This is a genomic window from Sphingobium sp. B11D3A (genome assembly GCF_025961695.1).
Lineage (GTDB): Bacteria > Pseudomonadota > Alphaproteobacteria > Sphingomonadales > Sphingomonadaceae > Sphingobium.
Window position 1 is genome coordinate 3,065,032 of sequence record NZ_JAOQOE010000001.1, and the last position, 23,979, is coordinate 3,089,010.

At 67.0% G+C, this 23,979-nt stretch carries 21 protein-coding genes; 20 read left to right on the top strand and 1 reads right to left on the bottom strand.

Going from position 1 to position 23,979, the window contains the following annotated elements:
• The first annotated feature begins 63 nt into the window (after positions 1–63).
• The 19 genes from M2332_RS14300 to M2332_RS14390 all read left to right on the top strand — a co-directional run bounded on the left by M2332_RS14300 (position 64) and on the right by M2332_RS14390 (position 21,857).
• Positions 64–561 carry a division/cell wall cluster transcriptional repressor MraZ gene (locus tag M2332_RS14300; protein WP_181558856.1) on the top strand — a complete coding sequence of 166 codons (498 nt, stop codon included), beginning with the start codon at positions 64–66 and terminating at the stop codon, positions 559–561.
• Positions 561–1,541 carry a 16S rRNA (cytosine(1402)-N(4))-methyltransferase RsmH gene (rsmH, locus tag M2332_RS14305; protein WP_264574579.1) on the top strand — a complete coding sequence of 327 codons (981 nt, stop codon included), beginning with the start codon at positions 561–563 and terminating at the stop codon, positions 1,539–1,541. Before M2332_RS14300 ends, rsmH begins: the two co-directional genes overlap by 1 nt.
• A complete protein-coding gene (locus M2332_RS14310) occupies positions 1,538–2,173 on the top strand; it encodes a colicin transporter (RefSeq protein WP_264574580.1) in 636 nt (211 codons plus the stop codon). Before rsmH ends, M2332_RS14310 begins: the two co-directional genes overlap by 4 nt.
• Positions 2,173–3,927: a peptidoglycan D,D-transpeptidase FtsI family protein gene (locus M2332_RS14315; RefSeq protein ID WP_181558859.1), complete on the top strand. Its 1,755-nt coding sequence runs from the start codon at positions 2,173–2,175 to the stop codon at positions 3,925–3,927. Before M2332_RS14310 ends, M2332_RS14315 begins: the two co-directional genes overlap by 1 nt.
• Positions 3,927–5,354, top strand: a complete 1,428-nt coding sequence (locus M2332_RS14320; RefSeq protein WP_264574975.1) for a UDP-N-acetylmuramoyl-L-alanyl-D-glutamate--2,6-diaminopimelate ligase — start codon at positions 3,927–3,929, stop codon at positions 5,352–5,354. Before M2332_RS14315 ends, M2332_RS14320 begins: the two co-directional genes overlap by 1 nt.
• Positions 5,351–6,730 carry a UDP-N-acetylmuramoyl-tripeptide--D-alanyl-D-alanine ligase gene (locus tag M2332_RS14325; RefSeq protein ID WP_264574581.1) on the top strand — a complete coding sequence of 460 codons (1,380 nt, stop codon included), beginning with the start codon at positions 5,351–5,353 and terminating at the stop codon, positions 6,728–6,730. The genes M2332_RS14320 and M2332_RS14325 overlap by 4 nt, the downstream gene beginning before the upstream one ends.
• Entirely contained in the window at positions 6,730–7,800 is a 1,071-nt protein-coding gene (gene mraY / locus M2332_RS14330; RefSeq protein WP_264572201.1) for a phospho-N-acetylmuramoyl-pentapeptide-transferase, read from the top strand. Before M2332_RS14325 ends, mraY begins: the two co-directional genes overlap by 1 nt.
• Positions 7,797–9,131, top strand: coding sequence for a UDP-N-acetylmuramoyl-L-alanine--D-glutamate ligase (gene murD, locus M2332_RS14335; RefSeq protein ID WP_264574582.1), 1,335 nt, complete (start codon positions 7,797–7,799; stop codon positions 9,129–9,131). The genes mraY and murD overlap by 4 nt, the downstream gene beginning before the upstream one ends.
• A 113-nt stretch (positions 9,132–9,244) precedes the next feature.
• A complete protein-coding gene (gene ftsW, locus M2332_RS14340) occupies positions 9,245–10,405 on the top strand; it encodes a putative lipid II flippase FtsW (protein WP_264572369.1) in 1,161 nt (386 codons plus the stop codon).
• Complete coding sequence (murG, locus tag M2332_RS14345) at positions 10,402–11,568, top strand: undecaprenyldiphospho-muramoylpentapeptide beta-N-acetylglucosaminyltransferase (RefSeq protein ID WP_264574583.1); 1,167 nt, start codon at positions 10,402–10,404, stop codon at positions 11,566–11,568. Before ftsW ends, murG begins: the two co-directional genes overlap by 4 nt.
• Positions 11,565–12,992 (top strand): UDP-N-acetylmuramate--L-alanine ligase, encoded by a 1,428-nt coding sequence (gene murC / locus M2332_RS14350; RefSeq protein WP_264574584.1) that lies wholly within the window; start codon positions 11,565–11,567, stop codon positions 12,990–12,992. The genes murG and murC overlap by 4 nt, the downstream gene beginning before the upstream one ends.
• Entirely contained in the window at positions 12,938–13,225 is a 288-nt protein-coding gene (locus M2332_RS14355) for a hypothetical protein (RefSeq protein WP_264574585.1), read from the top strand. The genes murC and M2332_RS14355 overlap by 55 nt, the downstream gene beginning before the upstream one ends.
• Positions 13,225–14,169, top strand: coding sequence for a UDP-N-acetylmuramate dehydrogenase (murB, locus tag M2332_RS14360; protein ID WP_264574586.1), 945 nt, complete (start codon positions 13,225–13,227; stop codon positions 14,167–14,169). The genes M2332_RS14355 and murB overlap by 1 nt, the downstream gene beginning before the upstream one ends.
• Positions 14,166–15,128, top strand: a complete 963-nt coding sequence (locus M2332_RS14365) for a D-alanine--D-alanine ligase (protein ID WP_181558868.1) — start codon at positions 14,166–14,168, stop codon at positions 15,126–15,128. Before murB ends, M2332_RS14365 begins: the two co-directional genes overlap by 4 nt.
• A complete protein-coding gene (locus tag M2332_RS14370; RefSeq protein WP_264574587.1) occupies positions 15,125–16,087 on the top strand; it encodes a cell division protein FtsQ/DivIB in 963 nt (320 codons plus the stop codon). The genes M2332_RS14365 and M2332_RS14370 overlap by 4 nt, the downstream gene beginning before the upstream one ends.
• A 2-nt stretch (positions 16,088–16,089) precedes the next feature.
• The gene (ftsA, locus tag M2332_RS14375) at positions 16,090–17,349 is read left to right on the top strand and encodes a cell division protein FtsA (protein WP_264569595.1); all 1,260 of its coding nucleotides are present in this window, start codon (positions 16,090–16,092) and stop codon (positions 17,347–17,349) included.
• A 116-nt stretch (positions 17,350–17,465) separates the two neighbouring features.
• Positions 17,466–18,968, top strand: a complete 1,503-nt coding sequence (gene ftsZ / locus M2332_RS14380) for a cell division protein FtsZ (RefSeq protein WP_181558871.1) — start codon at positions 17,466–17,468, stop codon at positions 18,966–18,968.
• 52 nt (positions 18,969–19,020) lie between these two features.
• Entirely contained in the window at positions 19,021–20,706 is a 1,686-nt protein-coding gene (locus M2332_RS14385) for an SPOR domain-containing protein (protein ID WP_264574588.1), read from the top strand.
• On the top strand, positions 20,703–21,857 hold the full coding sequence (locus M2332_RS14390) for a deoxyguanosinetriphosphate triphosphohydrolase (protein WP_264574589.1): 1,155 nt from the start codon (positions 20,703–20,705) through the stop codon (positions 21,855–21,857). The genes M2332_RS14385 and M2332_RS14390 overlap by 4 nt, the downstream gene beginning before the upstream one ends.
• A gap of 310 nt (positions 21,858–22,167) precedes the next feature.
• Here the strand turns inward: M2332_RS14390 and recF are convergent, their stop codons facing one another.
• Positions 22,168–23,235: a DNA replication/repair protein RecF gene (recF, locus tag M2332_RS14395; protein ID WP_264574590.1), complete on the bottom strand. Its 1,068-nt coding sequence runs from the start codon at positions 23,233–23,235 to the stop codon at positions 22,168–22,170.
• Positions 23,236–23,349: 114 nt separating this feature from the next.
• Here recF and M2332_RS14400 point away from each other — a divergent pair, with 114 nt between their 5' ends.
• Positions 23,350–23,886, top strand: a complete 537-nt coding sequence (locus M2332_RS14400) for a peroxiredoxin (RefSeq protein WP_264574591.1) — start codon at positions 23,350–23,352, stop codon at positions 23,884–23,886.
• Positions 23,887–23,979: the final 93 nt, after the last annotated feature.

Sequence of the window (23,979 nt, forward strand, 5' to 3'; positions counted from 1 at the left end):
ACCGGTCAGCTTGGTGCTTTCCGGAGCGGGAAGGCCTGTGCCCCGCGCAGGGAGTTCGTTGGGGTGTCATCGGCTTATTTCATGGGGAACGGGGCCAGTGCCCTGGACGGCAAGGGGCGCTTCGCGCTGCCGATGTCGTTCCGCTCCGTCCTGAATGAGCACAGCACCCAGCCCGGCACCATGCTTGTTAGGGCCGACCCCACCCGCAAATATGTGTCGCTGTTCGGCAGTAAGCAGCTCGATTTCTTTCAGAACAAGTTCGACGAGGCCGCCCGCATCGCCATGACCCGTGGCGAGGATTTCGACGCGGAAATGGCGGATGCGAACTTCTGGAGCACCATCAAGACCGTTACCATCGACTCCGGCGGCAGGTTCACCCTGCCGCCGGCTTTTCGGCGGTTGTACGGCATCACCGACGCGCTCTTCATTGTGGGGGGCGGTCGCCTCGTCCAGCTCTGGAGCCCCGAGCGCTTCCTCGCCGAGAATTCGGCGAACCTGCTTGCCATCGAGGAATGCGAAACCTTCCTCGATGAGCTCAAGGCCAAACGGGAGGAGCGCTGATGAGCGCGGCTTCCCTTGCGAACCCGCCGGCCGAGCCGCACCGCCCCGTGCTGCTCGACGAAGTGCTGGACGCGCTTGCCATTGCCCCTGGCGAGCGTCATGTCGACGGCACATTTGGTGCCGGCGGGTACAGCCGCGCCATGGCCGCGCGCGGTGCGCAGGTCTTCGCGATCGATCAGGATCCTGACGCCATTGCCGAAGGGCAGGCGGTCGTCGCAGCCAGCGAGGGCGCGATCACGCTGCTCGCCGGCAATTTCGCGCAGATGGAACGGCTGCTGGCTGAGGCCGGTGTCGACGGCGTGGATGGCGTGACGCTGGATATCGGCGTCTCCTCGATGCAGCTCGATCGCGAGCGGCGCGGCTTCTCGTTCCGCTTTCCGGACGCCCCTCTGGATATGCGGATGAGCCAGTCCGGCGAGACGGCGGCAGAGTTCCTCAATCGCGTCGATGAGGCCGAGCTGGCGGACATCCTCTATCATTATGGCGAGGAGCGGCAGTCGCGCCGTGTCGCGCGCGCCATCGTGGCGGCGCGCCCGCTGGCGACCATCGGCGATCTCGTCGGCGCGGTCCACAAGGCGCTCGGCAAGCGGCCCGGCGACAAGACTGATCCGGCGACACGGACCTTCCAGGCGATCCGCATTCATCTCAATGGTGAGCTGGATGCGCTGGAGCGCGGTCTGGATGCCGCCGAGGCCGTGTTGCGCCCGGGTGGCCGGCTGGCGGTGGTGACCTTCCACAGCCTGGAAGATCGCATCGTGAAGAATTTTCTCCGCACGCGCAGCGGGCAGGAGGGTGCCGGCTCGCGTCACCGGCCGGAAGTCAAATCCGCCGTGCGCCCGACCTTCCAGAAGCCCGCCCGCGCTGTTCGCCCCGGCGATGCCGAACTCAAGTCCAACCCCCGTGCGCGCTCCGCAACGCTGCGTAGCGCCATCCGAACTGAAGCCCCTGCCATGCACCAATCTGTGGGAGCACGATCATGATCGCCATCAAGCGCTTGCAAAGCATCATGTGGATTCTCGTGGTCGCCATGGGGGCGCTCGCCGCCTATCTGATCAGTCTGCAGGTGGCGACGGAGCGGAACGCGGTGCGGCATACGATCGACCAGATCCGCTGGACCCGCGCCGACATCCGCTATTTGGAGGCAGAATTCGGTGCGCGGGCAACCATGCGTCAGCTCCACGCCTGGAACACCAGCGACCTGCGCCTGTATGTGCCGGCGCCTGCGCAATATCTGCCCAATGAGCGCGCGCTCGCCAATCTGGATCGCATGGCACCGGTGACCGGCGGCTACAGCCCGCCGCCCGTCATGACCGCGATGGCCCAGAACACCCCGCCTGCGCCGGTCGCGGCAGCGCCCGAAAAGCCGGCAGCGCGCAGCGGTGCCGATGTGGCCTCGGAGTTTGCGTTCATTCGCACTGCCTCGGCTGCCGAGCCCCGGCCCCCCGTGGCGGAGGCTAAGGCGAAAACGGCACCAGCAACGCGTGCGCCGGCAGAGGCTGCGGCGCGCCGCACTGTCGAGCCCGATCCGGCCTCCCGCAAGGCAGCGCGGCTGGCCCTGCTCGACAAGAAGCTGCTCGGCGGCCCGGCTCTAAGTGAAGCTATGGTGCCCTGATGGCCACCATTTTGGCGCGGCCGGAGCCGCGTTCCGAGACCCGGAAACCGACAGATTTGGTCACGGTGGCCCACGGCCGGATCATGCTCCTCCTGCTTATTTTCGCCGCGATCACAATGGTGATGGCGGCGAAAATGGTCTGGATGGGCATTGACGCCGGCACCCAGGCCGAGCGCATGGCCAGCCCTATCCCGATTCCGGGGCGCGCCGATATTGTCGATCGCAACGGCGTGCCGTTGGCGCGCGATATCGACGGTTATGCCATTGCCGTGCGCCGCGACCGCCTGCTCGGCGATCCGCGCGATCTGGCCAAAAAGCTCCACGCGATCTTCCCGGACCAGTCCGAAGCCGATTTCTACGCCAAGCTGACCTCGGGCGGGCAGTGGAACTACCTCCGCACCCGCGCCGTCCCGCGCGACGTCGCCGCTGTGAATGCGCTGGGCGAGATCGGCATCGAGTTTCCGCGTGAGGCGGAGCGGCTGTATCCGCAGCGCACGCTGGCCGCGCACCTTATCGGTTTCGTCAATCGGGACGGGTTCGGTGCCATGGGCGTCGAGCGCGCGTTCGATGACCGGCTGACCGACGAAAAGACGCGCGGGCAGCCGCTGCAGCTTTCCATCGATAGCCGCGTTCAGGCCGCGCTGGAGGAAGAGCTGTCGCTCGGCATGGCGGAGCAGAGCGCCAAGGGCGCCGTCGGCATCGTGCTGGATTCGCGCAATGGCGAAGTGATCGCGATGGCGTCTCTGCCCACGTTCAATCCCAACCGCCTGGTGCCGGTCGAGGCGCCGATGGTGATGGGCCCGGACGGCCAAATGCGCCGGGGCCAGATCACCTGCGACATGTCGCCGCGCTGCAATCGCGTGGTTCAGGCGCGCTATGAGCTCGGCTCGACGTTCAAGCCGCTGTCCTTCGCCATCGCCATGGATGCGGGCGTCATCGTCAGCATGAGCAAGCGCTATGATGCCACGGCGCCGCTGCCGGTCGGGCGGTTCACCATCAAGGATGACCACCCACTGGGCCGCTGGCTGACGGTGCCGGAGGCGCTGGTGCACTCCAGCAACATTGTCACGGCCCGCATCGCCGATGAAATGGGGCAAAAGCCGCTTGAGGCGGCCTATCGCTCGCTTGAGTTCGACCGTCCGGCCACCGTGGAGCTCCGCGAACAGGCCGGCACGCTGTTCCCGTCGCGCTGGTATCGCACGACGATCATGACGACTGCTTATGGCCATGGCATCGCCGTGACGCCGATGCATCTGGCGAGCGCGTATGCCGCGCTGGTGAATGGCGGCATCTGGCATCCCACCACCGTTCTCAAGCGCAAGCCGAATGAACAAGTGGCCGCCCGCCGGGTGTTCTCCGAGCAGACCAGCGCGAAGATGCGCCAGTTGCTGCGGATGATCGTGCAGACCGGCACCGGGCGCAATGCCGATGCCGAAGGCTATCGCGTCGGCGGCAAGACGGGCACGGCGGAGAAGCCCAAGGATGGCGGCTATGCCCGCCGCTCGCTGGTCTCCACCTTCGCTGCGGCTTTCCCGATGGAAGCGCCGCGCTACGTCGTCATCGTGATGATGGACGAGCCGCAGGGCAGTGCCCGCTACCCGGGCATCCGCACGGCCGCTTATACGGCCGCCCCGGTGGTGAAGTCCTTCGTGTCGCGCGCCGCGCCGCTGCTGGGCGTCTATCCCGAGGCGTTCCGCGACGTCGACATTTCTGAGCTGACCCCGTTGGTCAAAGACGAAGAGGTGGCCGAATGATGCGCCTTTCCACGCTTGTGCCCGACTCGATCGATCCGGCCAAGGACGCCGAGGTGAGCGGCTTCGCGCTGGACCATCGCAAGGTGGCGCCCGGCGCCGTGTTCGGCGCGTTTCGCGGCGCGCGGGTGAACGGCGAGGACTTTATCGACGCCGCCATCGCTGCGGGCGCCGCGGCTGTCGTCGCGGCCCCGGACGCGCGGGTGACCGGCGTCCCCCACATCGCCGCCGAGGAACCGCGCCGCCTGTTTGCGAGCCTCGCGGCGCGCTATTATGCGCCCTATCCGCAGACGCTGGTCGCGGTCACCGGCACCAACGGCAAGACCTCGACGGTCGAGCTCACCCGGCAGCTTTGGCGCATGATGGGCCATGGCGCCGCGTCCATCGGCACGCTGGGTGTGACGACCGCCGTGGATCAGGTTTCGACCGGCCTCACGACCCCGGACGTGGTGACCTTCCTCTCCAATCTGGCCGGGCTCGCCAAGGAAGGCATCGATCATGTCGCCTATGAGGCGTCGAGCCATGGGCTGGCCCAATATCGCGCCGAGGGGCCGCGCGTTGCGGCGGGCGCCTTCACCAATCTGAGCCGCGATCATCTCGATTATCACGGCACTATGGACATGTATTTCGCGGCCAAGATGCGGCTGTTCGACGAGGTTGTCGCGGATGATGGCGTCGCTGTCATTTGGGCCGATGACGAACGCTCTGCCGAAGTGATCGAGCATGTGCGTCGCCGGGGCTTGCAGTTGATGACCGTCGGTTCGGCCGGCGAGACGCTGCGGCTGGTCACGCAAACGCCGACCCATCTTGGGCAGACGCTTATGATCGAGGCGGAGGGCGGCACGCACAAGGTCGATCTGCCGCTCATCGGCGCCTATCAGGCCGCCAATGCGCTGGTTTCCGCTGGACTGGTCCTCGCAACCGGCGGCGCGCTGAAGACGGTGCTGGGATTGCTCTCGCGCGTGCAGCCGGTGCGCGGTCGGCTGGAACGCGCCGTCATCACCACTGCCGGTGCGCCGGTCTATGTCGATTATGCCCATACGCCCGACGGGCTGCGCGCCGCCATCGAAGCGCTGCGCCCGCATGTGCGCGGTCGGCTCATCACCGTGTTCGGCGCTGGTGGGGATCGCGATGCCGGCAAGCGCCCGCTGATGGGCGGCGTTGCCAGCGACCTGAGCGATGTCGTGATCGTCACCGATGACAATCCGCGCGGGGAAGACCCGCAGGTGATCCGTGCCGCAATCATGGCCGGTGCGCCGGGCGCACGGGAAATTGGCGGGCGACGGGCTGCCATCGCTGCCGCCATTGCCGAGGCGGGGCCGGACGATATCGTGCTGCTGGCCGGCAAGGGGCATGAGCAGGGCCAGATCATCGGCGACCGCGTGCTGCCGTTCGACGATGTCACCGTGGCGCGGGAATGCGCTGCATGAGCTTGTGGACTTCCGACGAGATCGCCGCCGCGACCGGCGGGGCAGCCTCCACGGCCTTCGCGGTGAGCGGTGTCGCGTTCGATAGCCGGGAGGTCGCGGCCGGCGATCTCTTCGTCGCGCTGCATGGCGAGAGCGCGGATGGTCACGCCTATATCCCCGGCGCGCTGGCGTCCGGCGCATCGGGGCTGCTGGTCGACCGGGCAGTCGAAGGCCCCTGCGTTCGCGTCACCGACACCGCGAAGGGCCTCGATGATCTTGGTCGTGCCTCGCGCGAGCGGACGTCAGCAAAGATCATCGGCGTCACCGGGTCGGTCGGCAAGACCGGCGTCAAGGAAGCTCTGTTTGCTGCCTTCGACCGGATGAGCCAGGGCGCCGCCCATCGTTCGCTCAAGAGCTATAACAATCATGTCGGCGTGCCGCTTTCGCTGGCGCGGATGCCGCGCGAGGCGCGCTATGGCGTGTTCGAGATGGGCATGAACCATGAGGGCGAACTGCGGGCGCTGACCGCGCTCGTCCGCCCGCATGTCGCCATCGTCACGACGATTGCGCCCGCGCACATCGAATATTTCGGCACGGAAGAGAAGATCGCGCTGGCCAAGGCGGAGATCTTCGAAGGCCTTGTCGAAGGCGGCACGGCGGTCATTCCCGCCGACTCGCCGCATGCGCCGCTGCTGACCGACCACGCCGGTCGTCACGCCGGGCAAGTCGTCACCTTCGGGCGCGATGCCGGGGCGGATGTCCGACTGATCGACGAAATGTCCGTGGGCGCTGCCGGTACCCGCATCACCGTGCAGACCTGCGCGGCGCGCCTCAGTCTGGTGGTCGGAATGCCCGGTCGCCACTGGGTCAGCAATGCGCTGGGCGTGCTGGCCGTGGTCGAGGCGGCCGGTGGCGATCTGGCGCAGGCCGGGCTTGCGCTGGCGGAAATGACCGGGCTGCCAGGCCGGGGCGCGCGCCGCCCCATCGCGACCGCGGACGGTGGCGAGGCCTTGATCATCGATGAAGCCTATAATGCCAATCCCGCCTCCATGGCCGCCACCTTGGCGCAGCTTGGCGAGGAGCGGGCGCAGCGGCGGATCGCGATATTGGGCGCGATGAAGGAGCTTGGCGACCAGTCCGCGCCGCTTCACGCCGGGCTGGCGCAGGCCATTCGCGATGCGAAGGTGGATGTGGCGCTTCTGGTCGGCGAGGAAATGGCACCGCTCGCCGATGCTCTGGCCAGCGAAATTTCCGTCGAGCATGTCGCAAATGTCGATCAGGCCGTTGAATTCGCACGCTTAACGGTCAAAAGCGGTGATGTGATGCTGGTCAAGGGGTCCAACAGTGTCGGACTTTCGCGACTTGTCGAACAGCTCGCAGCAAGCGAGGTGGCCTGATGCTTTATTGGCTCGCTGAACAACTGAATTTCCCAGGCATCTTCAACCTGGTCCGCTACCTCACATTCCGGGCCGGCGCCGCGATCATGACGGCGCTGATCATCGGGCTGGTGATTGGTCCCCGCTTCATCGGCTGGCTGCGTGTCCGCCAGGGCAAGGGGCAGCCGATCCGAGAGGATGGGCCGCAGACGCACTTCGTCAAGCGCGGCACGCCGACCATGGGCGGGTTGATGATCCTCACCGCCATGGCGAGCGCGGTGCTGCTGTGGATGAACGTCACCTCGGTCTATATCTGGGCCTGCCTTATCGTGACGCTGGGCTTTGGCGCCATCGGTTTCATGGACGATTATGACAAGGTGACCAAGGCGAGCCACAAGGGCCTCTCCGCCCGGGCGCGCCTGCTGGCGGAATTCGGCATCGCCGGGTTCGCCACCTGGCTGATCGTCAGCCAGAACGGCACCTTGCTGTATCTGCCCTTCTGGAGCGGCGGGGCGCTGGACCTTGGGCCGCTTTATTATCTGTTCGGCGCCTTCGTCATCGTCGCCTTCGGTAATGCGGTGAACCTCACCGACGGGCTGGACGGGCTGGCCTCCATGCCGGTGATTGTGGCGTCGATGGCCTTCATGCTCATCGTCTATCTTGTCGGCCGCGCCGATTATGCGTCCTATCTCGGCATTCCCCATGTGCCGGGCGCGGGCGATCTGGTGATCCTGTGCGGCGCGATTGTCGGGGCATGCCTCGCCTTCCTGTGGTTCAACGCGCCGCCGGCGGCGGTGTTCATGGGTGATACCGGCAGCCTCGCGCTGGGCGGCACCATCGGCGTGATCGCCGTGGCGGCCCATCACGAGATCGTGCTGGCGGTCATCGGCGGCATCTTCGTGGTGGAGGCGATGTCGGTCGTCATTCAGGTGTTCTTCTACAAGCGCACCGGCAAAAGGGTGTTCCGCATGGCGCCTATCCATCATCATTTCGAGCAGCTTGGCTGGCCCGAATCCACGGTGGTGATCCGCTTCTGGATCGTCTCCTTCGTCCTCGCGCTCGCGGGCCTTGCGACGTTGAAGCTGCGATGATCGTTTCCCCCGCCTTTGCCGGCAAGCGCTATGCCGTTCTGGGGCTGGCCCGCTCCGGCCTCGCCACGGTCGATGCCCTCGCCGCCAGCGGTGCTCATGTCATCGCCTGGGACCAGCGCGAGGATGCGCGGGCACTGGTGGCCGACAAGGCCGAGCTGGGCGATCCGATGGAGATGGACCTGGCCGGGCTGGACGCGCTGGTCGTCTCGCCGGGCGTGCCGCTCAACCGTCACCCGGTGACATGCCGCGCGCGCGCCGCCGGCGTGCCGATCATCGGCGACATCGAGCTGTTCGCGCTGGCACGGTCGAGCCTGCCGGCGCATCGCGTGGTTGGCATCACCGGCACCAATGGCAAGTCGACCACGACGGCGCTGATCGATCACATCGTGCGCACGGCGGGGCTGCCCTCGCGCATGGGTGGGAACATCGGCCTGCCCATTCTCGCGCAGGCACCGCTGCCGGAGGGCGGGGTCTATGTGCTGGAGCTTTCCAGCTATCAGATCGATCTGACCTTCAGTCTCGATTGCGACGTGGCGGTGCTGCTCAACATCACGCCCGATCATCTCGACCGCTATGATGGCTTTGAGGGCTATGTCGCGTCCAAGCAGCGCCTCTTTGCCATGCAGTCCCCCGATCATCCGGCGATCATCGCGGTCGACGATGCGGTGACGCGGCGCATCGCCGATGCTCTGCCGCAGACCGTGCCCGTGACCGCCCAGTCGATTGCCGCCGAGGACCAGTCGCGCTGGCCCGCGCTGCAGGGGCCGCACAATGCGCAGAATGTCGCGGTCGCCAAGGCCGTGGCAGAGGCGCTGGGCATTGCGCGCGAGACGACGGCGCAGGCGCTGGCGAGCTATGTCAGCCTGCCGCACCGCATGCAGCGCGTCGCCGAAATCGACGGCGTGCTGTTCGTCAACGACAGCAAGGCGACCAATGCCGCCTCGACCGCGCCGGCGCTCGCTGCCTGGCCGCCGGTCGACGGACGGCCGCGCATCCACTGGATTCTCGGCGGTCTCGCCAAGTCGGATTCGCTCGATGAGTGCGCGGCGGGCTTCCCCAACATCGCGCGGGGCTACACCATCGGCGAGGCCGGGCCGCTGTTCGCCCGTCTGCTGGGTGAGGCCTCCGTGCCCGTCACCGAATGCGAGTTGATGGTCACGGCCGTGGCCGAAGCCGCCGCACATGCGCAGCCGGGCGATATCGTCCTGCTTTCGCCGGCCTGCGCGTCGTTCGATCAGTTCCGGGATTTCGAGGCGCGGGGCGATGCCTTTGCGGCCGCCGTGGCCGCGCTTCGCGATAAAGCAGGGGCAGAAACGGGGGCAGGGGCATGAGCGAGCGCGGAGACGAAGGCGTGGTCATGGTCGAAGGCGAGGCGGCAAAGCCGGTTACCGCGCCGCCGCTCGATGTCGCTTTGTCTCCTTTGCGGGCGCGCCCCGGCAAGCCCATGCCGCGCGAGCGGACCGCGCTGGCGATCTGGTTCTGGGAAATCGACCGGGTGCTGCTCGGCCTCATCGTGGTGCTGATCGCGATCGGGCTGGTGGCGGTCGCGGCGGCCTCGCCCGTGGCGGCGGCCAAGCTGTCGACCCACTCGGCCTCGCTCTCGCCCCTCTATTTCTTCTATCGCCAGCTCATGTGGATCGGCCTCGGCCTGCCGCTGATGATCGTGATTTCCATGTTGCCGCGCACCCAGGCCCGCCGCTTGGCGGTCGGTCTGGCAGCGCTGTTCGCGGTGATGCTGGTGCTCGTGCCGATCATCGGGACAAGCGTGAACGGCGCCTCGCGCTGGCTGGGCAGCGGCGCCTTCCGCTTCCAGCCGTCCGAGTTTCTCAAGCCCTTCTTCGTCGTCGCCATTGCCTGGCTGCTGTCACTGCGCGCGCGTGATCCGTCGCTGCCGGTGATCCCGCTGACGGGCATGTTGACCGGCATCGTCGCCCTGCTGCTCATGCGCCAGCCGGACTTCGGCCAGACGGTCATTTTCGTGGCCTGCTGGGGTGCGCTGCTGCTGGTGGGCGGCGCCTCGATCAAGCTCCTCTCGGGCTTTGCGTGCGGCGGCCTCGGCCTGTTCGTGCTGACTTATCTCTTCTACGACAATGGTCGCGAGCGCATCGATTCCTTCCTTAACCCGGTCGTCGATCCGGCGGCGGGGCCGGATCAGGTGCAGCTGGCCTATGCGACCATCACGCGCGGCGGCCTGACCGGCGTTGGCCCCGGCGGCGGCACCGCCAAGTTCAATCTGCCCGAGGCCCATACCGACTATATCTTTTCGGTAATCGGGGAAGAGTTCGGCCTGATCGCCTGCATCGCCATTGCGCTCGTTTATCTCGCCATCATCGTGCGGGTGCTGCTGCGACTGCTGGATGAGGAAGATCCATTCATCGTCATGGCAACCTCCGGCCTTGTCTTTGTGATGGGCGTGCAGGCCGTCATCAACATGGGCGTGAACATTCACATCTTCCCCTCCAAGGGCATGACCCTGCCGTTCATCAGCTATGGCGGCTCCTCGATGATCGCCTTGTGCTCGGGCATCGGCCTGCTGCTGGCCTTCACCCGGCGGAACCCGTATATGTCGCGCTCCCCTTACGTCGTCACATGGAGCGGGCGATGAGCCTTTTTCGGCATTATGTTCTGGCCGCCGGTGGCACGGGTGGGCACATGGTCCCCGCCCACGCGATCGCGCAGGAGCTTATGGCGCGGGGCCACCGCGTCGCCCTGATTACCGACGAGCGCGGCGCCAAGATTCCGGGCCTGTTCGAGGATGTGCAGACGCATGTGCTGCCGGCCGGCCGCATGTCCGGCGGTATTTCCGGTTGGATCAGGGGCTTCAAGGCCATTCTCGAAGGGCGCGCCATGGCCCGGCAGCTCTACTCGACCTTCGAGCCGGCCGCCGTGGTGGGCTTCGGCGGCTATCCGGCGCTGCCGGCGATGCTCGGCGCCTTTGCGGAGCGCATTCCGGCGATCGTGCATGAGCAGAACGCGGTGCTCGGCCGCGTCAACCGGCTGGTGGCCCGCAAGGTCGCCGCCATCGCAACGGCCTATCCCGATGTGAAGCGTCTCGCCAAACGCCATGCGGACAAGACCTATCTGGTCGGCAATCCGGTGCGAGAGTCTGTCCTGGCCCTGCGCGACGAGCCATTTCCGGTCTTCTCCGATGAGAGCGTGCTGCGCCTGCTGGTCACCGGCGGCAGTCAGGGCGCGTCGATCCTCTCGCAAGTCGTGCCGGCCGGGCTTGGTATGTTGCCGATCAGCCTGCGTCGGCGCTTGCAGGTCACCCAGCAATGCCGGCCCGAGGACATCGAGCAGGTCCGCGCGCTCTATGCCGAGATGGAAATTCCGGCCGATCTAGCGACCTATATCGAGGACATGCCGACCAAGCTCGCCTGGTCGCACCTCGTGATCGGGCGCGCCGGCGCCTCGACCATTGCCGAACTTACCGCCGCGGGGCGCCCCGCCATCCTCATACCTTTGCCGAGTGCCATGGATAACCACCAAGCCTATAATGTCCTCGAGATGGTGAAGGCGGGCGGCGCCCGCGCGATCGACCAGAGCAAGTTCACCCCCGCCGAGCTGGCCCGCCAGATGCAGAAGCTGGCGATGGAACCGGGCGCGCTCCAGAACGCCGCCAAGCGCGCGCATCGTTGCGGCCGCCCGGATGCGGTGAAGGACATGTGCGATCTCATCGAGAGCTTCGGCCCCGCACCGCAGACCATCGACACCGTGCGGGCCGCAGAAGCGCCGCGCATGGCCGGCCTCGCGGGAGCGGGCGCATGAAGGGCGTCGGCACGGATATCGGTACGATCCACTTCATCGGCATTGGCGGCATCGGCATGTCCGGCATCGCCGAGGTGATGCACAATATGGGTTACAGCGTGCAGGGCAGTGACATGTCGGAAGGCTATGTCATCCAGCATCTGCGCGATCTCGGCATCAATGTGATGATCGGCCACAAGGCCGAGAATCTGGGCGACGCTGCCGTGGTGGTGACCTCCACCGCGATCAAGCGCGGCAATCCGGAAGTGGAACTGGCGCTCGAGAACCGCGTGCCGGTCATCCGCCGCGCGGAAATGCTGGCCGAACTGATGCGGCTCAAATCCACCGTCGCTGTAGCCGGCACGCATGGCAAGACGACGACGACCTCGATGATCGCGGCGCTGCTCGATGCTGGCGGGATCGACCCCACCGTCATCAATGGCGGCATCATCAACAGCTATGGCTCCAACGCGCGCCTCGGCAACAGCGACTGGATGGTGGTCGAGGCCGATGAGAGTGATGGCAGCTTCCTGCGGCTGGACGGTACCTATGCCGTCGTCACCAACATCGATCCCGAGCATCTCGATCATTATGGCTCGTTCGATGCGGTGAAGGACGCGTTCGTCGAGTTTGTCGAGAATGTGCCCTTCTATGGCGCGGCCATGCTCTGCCTGGATCACCCGGAGGTGCAGGCGATCCTGCCGCGCGTGCAGGATCGGCGGATCGTGACATACGGCTTCTCCGCACAGGCCGACCTGCGCGGCGAGAATGTCCGGCCCGTTCCCGGTGGCAATATGTTCGACGTGCAGATTCGCGAGCGTGATGGCTCGACGCGACGCATTGCCGACATCACCATGCCGATGCCGGGCCGGCACAATGTGCTGAATGCCATGGCCGCCATTGGCGTCGCCCTGCAGATGGGCATTGAGGATGCGACCATCCAGACCGGCTTCGCCAGCTTCGGCGGCGTCAAGCGGCGCTTCACCAAGGTGGGCGAGATCGAGACGGGCGGCGGCAAGGCCGTCGTCATCGATGATTATGGCCACCACCCGGTCGAAATCCGCGCGGTCCTCGCAGCGGCCCGCGAGGGGGCGCAGGGCCGGGTGATCGCCGTGGTGCAGCCGCACCGCTTCACGCGGCTGCGCGATCTGATGGACGAGTTCCAGCAATCCTTCAACGATGCCGACATGGTCTATGTTTCGCCCGTCTACCCGGCTGGCGAGCAGCCCATCGAGGGCGTGGATGCCGATGCGCTGGTCGCCGGCCTCAAGCGTCGCGGCCATCGCGCGGCGCAGACCATCGGCGATGCCGATGCGCTCGCCGCGGCCCTCGCCGCGGATCTGAAGGCCGATGACATGATCGTCTGCCTCGGCGCGGGCGACATCACCAAATGGGCGGCTGGTCTGGCGCCGGCCATCGCGGCATCGGGCGAGGGGCGCGGCTGATGTGGGAGCTGATGCGCATTGGCCTGGAGATGCAGGAGCGCATGATCGAGGTGCATGGCAAGAGTCTCGACATGGCGCGCGAGATGATCGACGCCGTCGAGAGCCATGCCGCCATGGGGCCGAAGGGCATGGGGCAGGCCGCGCTCGACATGGGTGAAGCCATGAACCGTGCCGGCAAGGCGCAGGCCGATCTGATCGGGCGTTGGTCCAGCTGGTGGAGCGGTCGCGCCTGATGCATCCCGCCGCTTCCGTGAACGTCGATCGACAGCTGAGCCCGGACGGCATTGCCGTGCGGGGCAAGCTGACGCGCGGTGCGCCGCTCGCGCCTCTGGTGTGGTTCAAGGCGGGCGGTTCGGCGGACTGGCTGTTCGAGCCGGCGGATGCGGATGACCTTGCGCAGTTCCTCTCGGCGCTGGATCTCTCGTTGCCGGTGATGGCGCTGGGCCTTGGGTCCAACATGATCGTTCGCGATGGCGGCGTGCCCGGCGTGGTGGTTCGGCTCGGCAAGGCCTTCGCGCGCGTCGAGCAGAGCGCGCCGCAGACGCTGCGGTGCGGCGGGGGCGCCTCGGGCATTCTGGTCTCCTCCACGGCGCGCGATGCGGGCATTGGCGGGCTTGAGTTTCTCCGCTCCATTCCGGGCACGGTCGGCGGCTTCGTGCGCATGAATGGCGGCGCTTATGGTCGCGAGGTGAAGGATATTCTGGTCGAGGCGGAGGTCATCCTGCGCTCCGGTCAGCGGACTGTCCTGCCGCTGGATGCGCTCGGTTTCACCTATCGGCATTCGACGCTGCCCGAAGGGGCCGTCGTGATCGCGGCGACATTCCGGGGCACACCCGCCGAGCCCGCAGCCATTCAGGCGGAAATGGACCGGATCGCGACCGCGCGGGAAGAATCGCAGCCGCTGCGCAGCAAAACGGGCGGATCGACCTTCAAGAACCCGCCGGGCGAAAAGGCCTGGGCGCTGGTCGACCGGGCAGGCTGCCGGGGCCTCAGCCTCGGCAGCGCGCAAGTGAGCGAGAAGCACACCAATTTCCTCATCAACACCGGCGGCGCGACCAGTGCGGACATCGAGTCCCTGGGCGAAGAGGTGCGCCGGCGGGTGCTGGCAGAGAGTGGCATAACCCTCGAATGGGAGATTCAGCGCGTGGGCCGTTCGGCGCAGGAGCAGGGGCAATGAGCATCAAGCGTCTCAAGGTCGCCGTGCTCATGGGTGGCTGGGCCGCCGAGCGGCATGTCTCGCTGTCGAGCGCGAAAGGCATCATCCAGGCGCTGGAAGAGCGCGGCCATGAGGTCGTGCCCATCGACCTGGGCGCGACCCGGGCGGAGGGCCGCGATTTTCCGGCCAAGCTCATCGCGGCCAATCCCGACATCGTGTTCAATGCCCTGCATGGCGTGCCGGGCGAGGATGGCACCGTGCAGGGACTTATGGACATCATGGGCTTCGCCTACACGCATAGCGGTCTGGCAACCTCGGTCATCGCCATCGATAAGCAGCTTACCAAGCAGCATCTCGTGCCCCATGGCATCCCGATGCCCGGCGGTCATATCGTCGAATGCGAGAGCCTTTTCGCGGGCGATCCCTTGCCGCGCCCCTATGTGCTCAAGCCGGTCAATGAAGGCTCGTCGGTCGGCGTCGCCATCGTCACGGAAGAGGGCAATTACGGCAATCCGATCGCGCGCGATGCGGTGGGGCCGTGGCAGGATTTCGACCAACTGCTGGCCGAGCCGTTCATTCGCGGCCGTGAGCTGACCGTCGCTGTGCTCGGCGACCGGGCGCTGGCGGTGACGGAGCTGCGCCCCAAGAGCGGCTTCTACGATTATGACGCGAAATATACCGATGGCCTGACTGACCATATCTGCCCGGCGCCCGTCCCGGCCGAGATGGCCGCCGCGATGATGGACATCGCACTGCGGGCCCATCGTCTGCTGGGCTGCAAGGGCACGTCGCGCTCGGACTTCCGCTGGGATGACGAGCGCGGGCTCGATGGCCTGTATCTGCTGGAAGTGAATACGCAGCCCGGCATGACGGCGTTGAGCCTGGTGCCCGAGCAGGCGAAATATTTGGGCATGAGCTATGGCGAACTCGTAGAGAGCATCATCGCCGAGGCTCTGGCGGACCGTGGGGGGAAGCAATGAACAGCGCGACGATCAAGCGCGGCTCGGCGAGCGGCGCGCGCGGCGGCCGGGCCGGCCGCAAGCCGCGGCGGGCGAGGAGCAATCTGGACAAGCTGCTCGACTATGTTCCGCTCAGTCCGGCGCAGATCAATCGGCTGATGACCTGGGGGATCGGCCTGGTCCTCTTCATCCTGCTGTGGGTCACCGCCAGCTTCATGGGTCTGCCGGCGATGCTGCGCGCCGAGGTGAACGATCTGGCCGGGCGCGCGGGCTTTGCCGTCGCCAAGATCGAGGTGCGCGGCCTTGAGCGCATGGACGAGATGCAGGTCTCTGACATTGCCGTGAAGTATGTCGAGCGCTCGATGCTGGCGGTCGATCTCGACAATCTGCGCAACGAGGTCATGCGGCTGGGCTGGGTGAAGGAGGCGCGGATTTCCCGCCGTCTGCCTGATGCGCTGATCGTCGATGTGGTCGAGCGGCAGCCGGCTGCGGTCTGGCAGAATGGCGGGCAATTGATGCTGGTGGACGCCGCCGGCGTCGCGCTTGGCCCGGTCGAGGCCAATGCCTTGCCCGATCTGCCCCTGGTGGTGGGGCCGGATGCCAACAAGCGGACCAAGGCGCTGGCCGAACTGATGAACGCCGCGCCGGCCCTCAAGCCGATGCTCGCGGGCGCGACCTGGGTTGGCGGGCGCCGCTGGGATCTGCGCTTTCAGTCGGGTGAGCAACTGATGCTCCCCGAGGGCGATGCCGACGCGGCTGCTGCGCTGGTCAACTTCGCGCGCATGGACGGCGTGGACCGGCTGCTCGGGCGCGGCGTGCTGCGGTTCGACATGCGCGATCCCGCGCGGTTCGTGCTGCGCCTGCCGCCGGGCAAGAAAGAGGATGAAGCGCCGGCGGTGACGTCGGCCAAGGATTCGGCAGTCGTGACGTCCGGCGAGAAGGATCGATCGACGACCTCTGCATCGGGTGGGGAGGGCTAAGCATGGCAGCGCGCAATGATGGGCTGATTACCGCGATCGACATCGGCACCTGGAAGGTGTCGGCGCTGATCGCGCGCAAGCAGGAGGATGGCACGCTGGCGGTGCTGGGCACCGGTCAGCGCGAGAGCCGGGGCGTGCGCCGGGGCTTCGTGGTCGACATGGAGCGGACCGAACTGGCCGTGCGCGAGACGGTCGAGCAGGCCGAGAAGGTCGCCGGCACCAACATCGAGAAGGTCATTCTGAGCTTCTCCGGCGGCAGCATCGAGAGCAAGGTCGAGCCGGTCGAGATCAATGTCGGCGGTCGGCGGATCGAGCAGGCCGATATCGAGAGCCTGTACGATCAGGCGCGTGAGCGGATCGATCCGGGCGGCCGGGTCATCCTGCAGGCGCAGCCGACGCTCTACACCATCGACGGGATGCGCGGCGTCGCGCGGCCGATGGGGCTTCATGCCGATCAGCTCGGCGTCGATATTCATGTGGTGCTGGCGGATAGCGCGCCGTTGCGGAACCTCGAGACGAGCGTGCGCGGCGCCTATCTCGATGTGCAGAGCATCATCGCCGCGCCGGTCGCCACGGCTGCGGCCTGCCTCTCCGACGAAGAGCGCGATCTCGGCGTTGCGCTGGTTGAGCTCGGGGCAGGCGTCACCAATGTGTCGCTGCACATCGGCGGCATGCTGGTGGGCTTCAAATCCATTCCCATCGGCGCGGCGGACGTGACCGACGATATTGCCTCGGCCTTCGGCATTCGCCGCAGCCAGGCCGAGCGCATGAAGTGCTTTTACGGCTCGGCCATGCAGTCGCGCCGGGACTTTCGCGAGATCATCGAAATCGCGCCCGCCGCCAGCAGCGCCGAGCAGACCGAAGCGCGCCGCGTGACTCGCGCCGAGCTGGTCGGCGTCATCTGCGAGCGGCTGAACCGGCTGATGGCTGAGGTCAACAAGGCGCTGGGCGAGATGGGCTTCCACTCGCCGGTCGGGCGCCAGGTCGTGCTGACCGGCGGCGGCGCGGAGCTCAAGGGCATGGCGGACTACGCCCAGACTGCGCTCGGCCGCGCCGTGCGGATCGGCCGCCCCAAGCTGCTTGATGCCATGCCAGAGGCGCATCGTGGCCCGGCTTTCGCGACGCTCGCCGGCCTCGCGCTCTATGCGTCGAAGGAGCGGCAGGATCTGCTGCAGCGGCCTCTGCGCGAGCAGCGCGTCCACACGACGCGCGGCGGAGCGGTCGTCCAGCGGCTGATCGCGGCGTTGCGCGCCGGCTATTAGGGCCAGGCCGCAACATATTGTGGATGAGCGGTTAAAAAGAACGTGAACTGGCGGCTCATCTGGTGCATGAATCCCGACAAGGTGACGGTGCGGTTTGCACCCGGAGGAGATAGTTGATGAGCATTGAAATCGGTCCGCCCCATGTGGACGAGCTGAAGCCGCGGATTACCGTTATCGGCGTCGGCGGGGCGGGTGGAAATGCGATTGCCAACATGATTGGCGCGTCCGTGGATGGGGTCGACTTCATTGTCGCCAACACGGATGCTCAAGCGCTCAATGCCTCTCCTGCAGAACGTCGTATCCAGCTCGGCCCGCGCATTACCGAGGGTCTCGGCGCCGGTTCGCGCCCCGACATCGGCCGCGCCGCTGCAGAAGAAACCATTGCGGAAGTGCAGGAGGCGCTCGAGGGCGTCCACATGTGCTTCATCGCTGCCGGCATGGGCGGCGGCACGGGCACCGGCGCAGCGCCGGTCATCGCCAAGGCTGCGCGTGAAAAGGGCATTCTGACGGTCGGCGTGGTCACCAAGCCGTTTACCTTTGAAGGCTCGCGCCGGATGCGCTCGGCAGACTCGGGCATCGAGGAGCTGCAGAAGCACGTCGATACGCTGATCGTCATTCCGAACCAGAATCTGTTCCTGATCGCCAACCCGAACACGACCTTCAAGGAAGCGTTCGAGATGGCCGACGAAGTGCTGCAGCAGGGCGTGCGCGGCATCACCGATCTCATGGTCATGCCCGGCCTCATCAACCTCGACTTTGCCGACGTCCGCTCCGTGATGGAAGAGATGGGCAAGGCCATGATGGGCACCGGCGAGGCCGAAGGCGACGGGCGCGCGCTCGAAGCCGCCGAGAAGGCGATTGCCAATCCGCTGCTCGATGGCGTCTCGATGCGTGGCGCCAAGGGCGTCATCGTCTCCATCGTTGGTGGCGAGGATATGCGCCTGATGGAAGTCGACGAGGCGGCCAACCACATCCGCGAGCTGGTCGATCCCGATGCGAACATCATCTGGGGTTCGGCATTCAACGAGCAGTTGAACGGCAAGATCCGCGTCTCCGTCGTCGCGACGGGCATCGATAATGAAGCGAGCGCCGCGGCGCAGGCCCGCAGCCAGCCGTTCAAGCTGGGCGATGTGGGTGTCGCTGCCGCGCCGCGCCAGGCTGCGCCTGCCGTGTCGGCGCCGGCCAATCTCGTCCGCCCGGAAGCTGCGCCCGCGCCGCGTTATGAGGAAGGGCTGGACCTTGGTGGCGTCGCGCCGGCGCGCAACGAGTCGTTCACACCGGCCCCGACCAGCGAGGCGCCTGCCAGCTTCCAGGCGCCCAAGCCGGAAGAGCCCAAGCCGGCCCCGCGTTTCGCGGCGTCGACTTTCGATGACATCACCGGCGAGGATGAGCTGGTGCTCGACAACAGCGTCTCGCCGGAGCCGCCGCTTCGGGTAGAGCCGCCGCAGCCCGCCGAGGAGCCGGCCAGCAAGGGTACGAGCGGCGGCACGCTGTTCGAGCGCATGTCGCAGCTGGCCCGTGGGCAGGCTCGGCAGGGCAATGCCGAGGAAAGCGAGAGCGAGCGGGATCGCACCGAATTCGAGGTGCCACGCTTCCTCAATCGCCAGAACAACCAGTAAAACTGTGCACGGCGGGGCGCAGCCCGTCCCGCCGGACAGAAGAGGTGTATCCGTGAAGTCGACCAGCTGCATTCTGGCCCTTTCTCTGGCCATCGCAGCGCCTGTGTTCGCGCAAAGCGGCGGAATGGTTCAGGCCACGCCACCAGCCGAGGCGGTAGCCGCGCTCAACCGCCACCTCGCGTCGCTCTCCCGTAATCCTCAGGATGTGAATGCCCTGCTCGGGGCCGGCCAGGCCGCGCTCGATCTGGGGGACATTCAGGCGGCCAATGGCTTCTTCACGCGGGCCAATATGGTGGACGGGCGCAATGGCCGCGCCCGGCTGGGGCTTGCGGTCGTGCAAATCGCCTTGAAGCAGCCGGCCGATGCCGCCGCGAACTTCGATGCCGCCTCGGCCTTGGGTGTCAGCGCCCAAGCGCATTTGCCCGAGCGCGCGCTGGCTTATGATCTCACCGGGCAGCAGGCTAAGGCGCAGCAGGATTATCGCGCCGTCCTGCAGGCCAATCCCAATGATAACACCGCGCGGCTCAATTATGCGGTCTCGCTGGGCGTCTCCGGCAATCTCGCGGAAGCCGAGCAGCAGCTCAAGCCCGCCCTGACGAGCGGTGACCGTGAAGCGTGGCGCATCCGGGCCTTCGTTCTCGCGATGAACGGCCAGATGGCCGAGGCGCGCTCCATTGCGCAGACGACGCTGCCGAAGGGCCTTGCCGACGCGCTCGAACCCTATCTGCAGCGCCTGCCGCTGCTGACGGCGAGCCAGAAGGTCTCCGCGGTCCATTATGGCGAGTATCCGGCGGATGTCCTCCGCTTGGCTGCACCCGAGCCGGCGCGGAACCGCGATACGCAGGTTGCTGCTACCACCGAGCGCGAGCGGGGCGGCCGGCGTCAGACGGCGGCAGAACGACGGGCCGCCCAGCAGGCCGCGCGCCGCGCGTCGCAGGCTCAGCAACCAGCACCCGCGGCGGCCGCCGCCCAGTCGCTTCCGCCGCCGCCACCGCCTGCTCCGGCAGCATCCCCACCGCCGCAACAGCCGGTGCAGACCGCCGCGCGCGCCCCTGCGCCGCAGCCGGCCCGCCCGGCTCCATCATCCGCTCCCGCCACACAGCCGGCCAGTCGCGTAACCAATCCTGCGCCGACGACCGTCGCTGCCGTGGCGCCGGCGGCACCCAGCACGCCGGCCCCGGTGGCGTCTGCGCCGACACCGGCACCCGCACCCGCACCCGCACCTGCGCCAGTGCCGCAGCCGGTGCGCTCGCTTGGCGACACGCTGCAGGCGCTCGAAGTGCCGGAAGGCGAGCGCCGGCAGGTCGCCGTCGCGGATCTGAGCGCTGTCGCGCGGATTCAGGAGCAGCGCCGGGTCGCGGCAGCCGCGCAGCAGGCCAAGGCGAAGGCGGATGCCGAGGCGCGCGCCAAGGCGGAGGCCGAACGCAAGGCCGAGGCCGAGCGCAAGGCCAAGCTGGCGGCCAATCCCTCGCGCAACTGGGTGCAATTGGCGGCAGGCCGTGATCCGGCTGCGCTGGCCTTCGATCTGCGCCGTTTGCGCCGGACCTATGGCGATACGATTGCCGGGCAGGATGGCTGGACAGCCACATGGGGTGAGACGCGCCGCCTGCTGATCGGCCCCTTCCGTCGCCCCGAAGATGCGCGGGCGGTGGTCACCGAATTGCGCAAGGCGGGAGGCGACGCGTTCTTCTGGCAAAGCGAAGCCGGCGAGGAAGTCAGCAAGATCGGCACGCAGTGAGCGTGCTCGCCCCCTATGCCTGTGACCCGGCGCGCAGCCGGGGTCGTCAACATGCCGAGGCGGGCGGGGAAGCACGCGGACCGCGCGACATTTTCCAGCGCGACCGCGACCGGATCATTCACTCGATCAGCTTTCGTCGTCTGCGCCACAAGACGCAGGTGTTCGTCGCACCCGATGGCGACCATTATCGCGTCCGCCTGACGCATAGCCTGGAGGTCGCGCAGATCGGGCGGACGATCGCACGGGTGCTGGGCCTCAATGAAGATCTGACCGAGGCGCTGTGCCTCGCCCATGATATTGGCCATCCCCCGTTTGGCCACGCCGGGGAGGATGCACTGGAAGAGGCGCTGGCCGGGCAGGGCGGCTTCGATCACAACGCCCATTGTCTGCGCACGCTGGCTTTGCTGGAAAATGCCTATCCCCGCTTCCCCGGCCTCAATCTGAGCTGGGAGATGATGGAGGGGCTGGCCAAGCATAACGGCCCGGTGCTGGCCCCCAACTGGGCGATGCAGCAGATCGATGCCGCCTTTCCGCTGGAGCTGGAAAGCTGGCCGTCGCTGGAAGCGCAGGTCGCGGCGCTTGCCGACGATATCGCCTATGACAATCACGATATCGACGATGGCCTGCGCGCCGGCATTCTGACGCTCGAACAACTTCTGGAAGCGCCGTTCGTCCGCCGCTGCTGGGAGCAGGTCACCGCGCGCTATCCCGATCTGCCGGCCGAGCAGCTGTTGCGGGAACTGATCCGCGACCAGATCGGCATCATGGTCAACAATCTCATCATGACCACGCGCGAAAACCTGCGCCTGCATGGGCTGGAGCAGGCCGACGTCTCAGCCGTGCGGAGCGCGGGACAGGCCATGGTCGCCTTCTCGGATGCGATGCGGGAGGACGAGCGCCAGCTCAAGCGTTTCATGTACGCCAATCTCTATCATCATCCGACCCAGCTGGCGGCAGCCGGGCGGGCACGGGTGATCGTCACCGATCTATTCCGCGCCTATCAGGCCGATCCTGCGCTGATGGGGACCGCCTGGGATGCCAGTTGCGGCGCTGCCGAGCCCGAGCGCAGCCGCCATATCGCGGACTATATCGCGGGCATGACCGATCGCTTCGCCGAGCGCGCGCATCAGGAGATTTGCGGAGTTTCCTAGGCGAGGACAGAGTCCGCGAGGGCGTTGTCCACTATCGATTTGGTCAGAGCGCGCGACCAGCGGCTCATGTGGGGGGCGCCGACTTCGCCACCCTCCACCGTTCGTTCTGAGTAGGGTCTGAGTAGGGCCGCAGGCGCGTAGCGAAGACCCGTATCGAAGCATCTCAGTCATGGACTGCACCTTCGATACGCCGCTTCGACAGGCTCAGCAGCTACTCCGGACGAACAGAGGGCGGTCAGCAATGATGCCGTGTCTGAAAGTCCGCGTGGGGGAAAAGGTGTAATAGCCGCGCTTCGGCCACGCCGCTTGATCACCCCGGAATGACCTGCCCCGCGTCCACCCGCAAATAGGTCGCCTGATCCAGCCCGTTGAACAGATCGGCCTCGGTCCCCGTCATCCACACCTGCCCGCCGCTGGCGCGCAACCGCTCGAACAGGGCGTGGCGGCGCGTCGGATCGAGATGAGCGGCCACCTCGTCCAGCAGGATGATGAGCGGTCGCCCGCTCCGTGTGCCGACCAGCTGGGCGTGGGCGAGCATGATGCTGAGCAGCAGCGCTTTTTGTTCCCCTGTCGAGCACAGCGCCGCATCCTGCTGCTTGGCTTCGTGCGTGACCAGCAGGTCGGCGCGATGGGGGCCCACAAGCGTTCGCCCCGCCGCCCGGTCTCCCGTCCGCGCCGCGCGCAGCCGAGCGGCAAGGGTGCCTTCCTCAAATGGCTCGCCGGTCAGCCTCAAGGTCGGCCGGGCGAAGAGATGCTGCGCGCTGCGGGCGATCTCCTCTTCAAGTTCGGCGATCAGCGCCCGCCGTGCGGCGTCGATTGCGGCGCCATGTTCCGCCATGCGGGCTTCCAGTGCGGCGAGCCAGTCCGGGTCGGCCGGCCCGTCTTCTCCCAGCAGGGCATTGCGGGCGCGCATCGCGGCCTCATAGCGCGCGCTGTGATGGGCGTGCGATGGCGCCTGGGCCAGCACCAGCCGGTCCAGGAACCGGCGCCGCCCGCCGGGGCTGTCCAGAAACAGGCGGTCCATCGCCGGCGTCAGCCAGCTCAGCGACACACGCGTCGAGAGGGCATTGGCCGGGGAGGCGCGCCCGTCGATCCGCACTTGCCGCTTGTCCGGCGCATCAGGGTCGGTGCCGGTCCCCAAGGCGGCATCGCCCAATCGCGCGGCGACCGCAAATCCGCCCGGCCCGCTCTGCCGCGCCATGTCGCGCAGGGCAGCGCCGCGCAGGCCGCGGCCCGGCGCCAGCAGCGAAATCGCTTCGAGGATGTTGGTCTTCCCCGCGCCATTCTCGCCGGTCAGGACGATCATCGGCGCGTCAGGCACAATCAGGGCGTCGGCATGATTGCGGAAATTGGTGAGGGCAAGGCGGTCGATCGCCATGGCTGCTCGTAACCGGTGAGGGCTGGCACGCCAAGGGCTTCTATGGCAGATTGTGCGGATCGTGAGTCAGCAGACGGGAATGGGCATATGTTCGGCAAAGCATCGAAGACAATCATGGTTGCGATGCTGGGCAGCGCCCTGCTCGGCGGCGGCGCGCAGGCGGCGCTGCCGGTTGGCGCCAAGGCACCGGATTTCGAGACGCGCGGCGCGCTCGCCGGCAAGGTGTTCAGCGTCAAGCTGTCCGATGCGCTGAAGAAAGGCCCGGTCGTGCTTTATTTCTTCCCAGCAGCCTTCACCAAGGGCTGCACGGCGGAAACCAAGGAATTTGCCGATCAGGCGGATGCGTTCAAGAAAGCCGGCGCCACGGTGATCGGCATGTCGGCCGACCCGGTCGACGTTCTGCAACGTTTCTCCACCGAGGCATGCGGCAGCAAGTTCGCGGTCGCCTCAGCCGGGCCGCGTCTCATCACCAATTACGATGTGGCGCTCAAGGCGGACAATCCGGCCTTTGCGGGCAAGACGGACCGCACCTCCTATGTCATCAGTCCGGCGGGCCGGATCGTCTATGTGCATAGCGCGCTCGACTATCGCGACCATGTGAAGAACACGCTGGCTGCCGTGCAGTCCATGGCGGGCGACCACAAGCACTGATCATCCGCACCAGACCTGCCCGACGGCGCAGGGGTTTCCAGAGATCAGCCGGGCGGCCGCGCCGACGATGGCTTGCGCGGCTCGGTTCGCTGG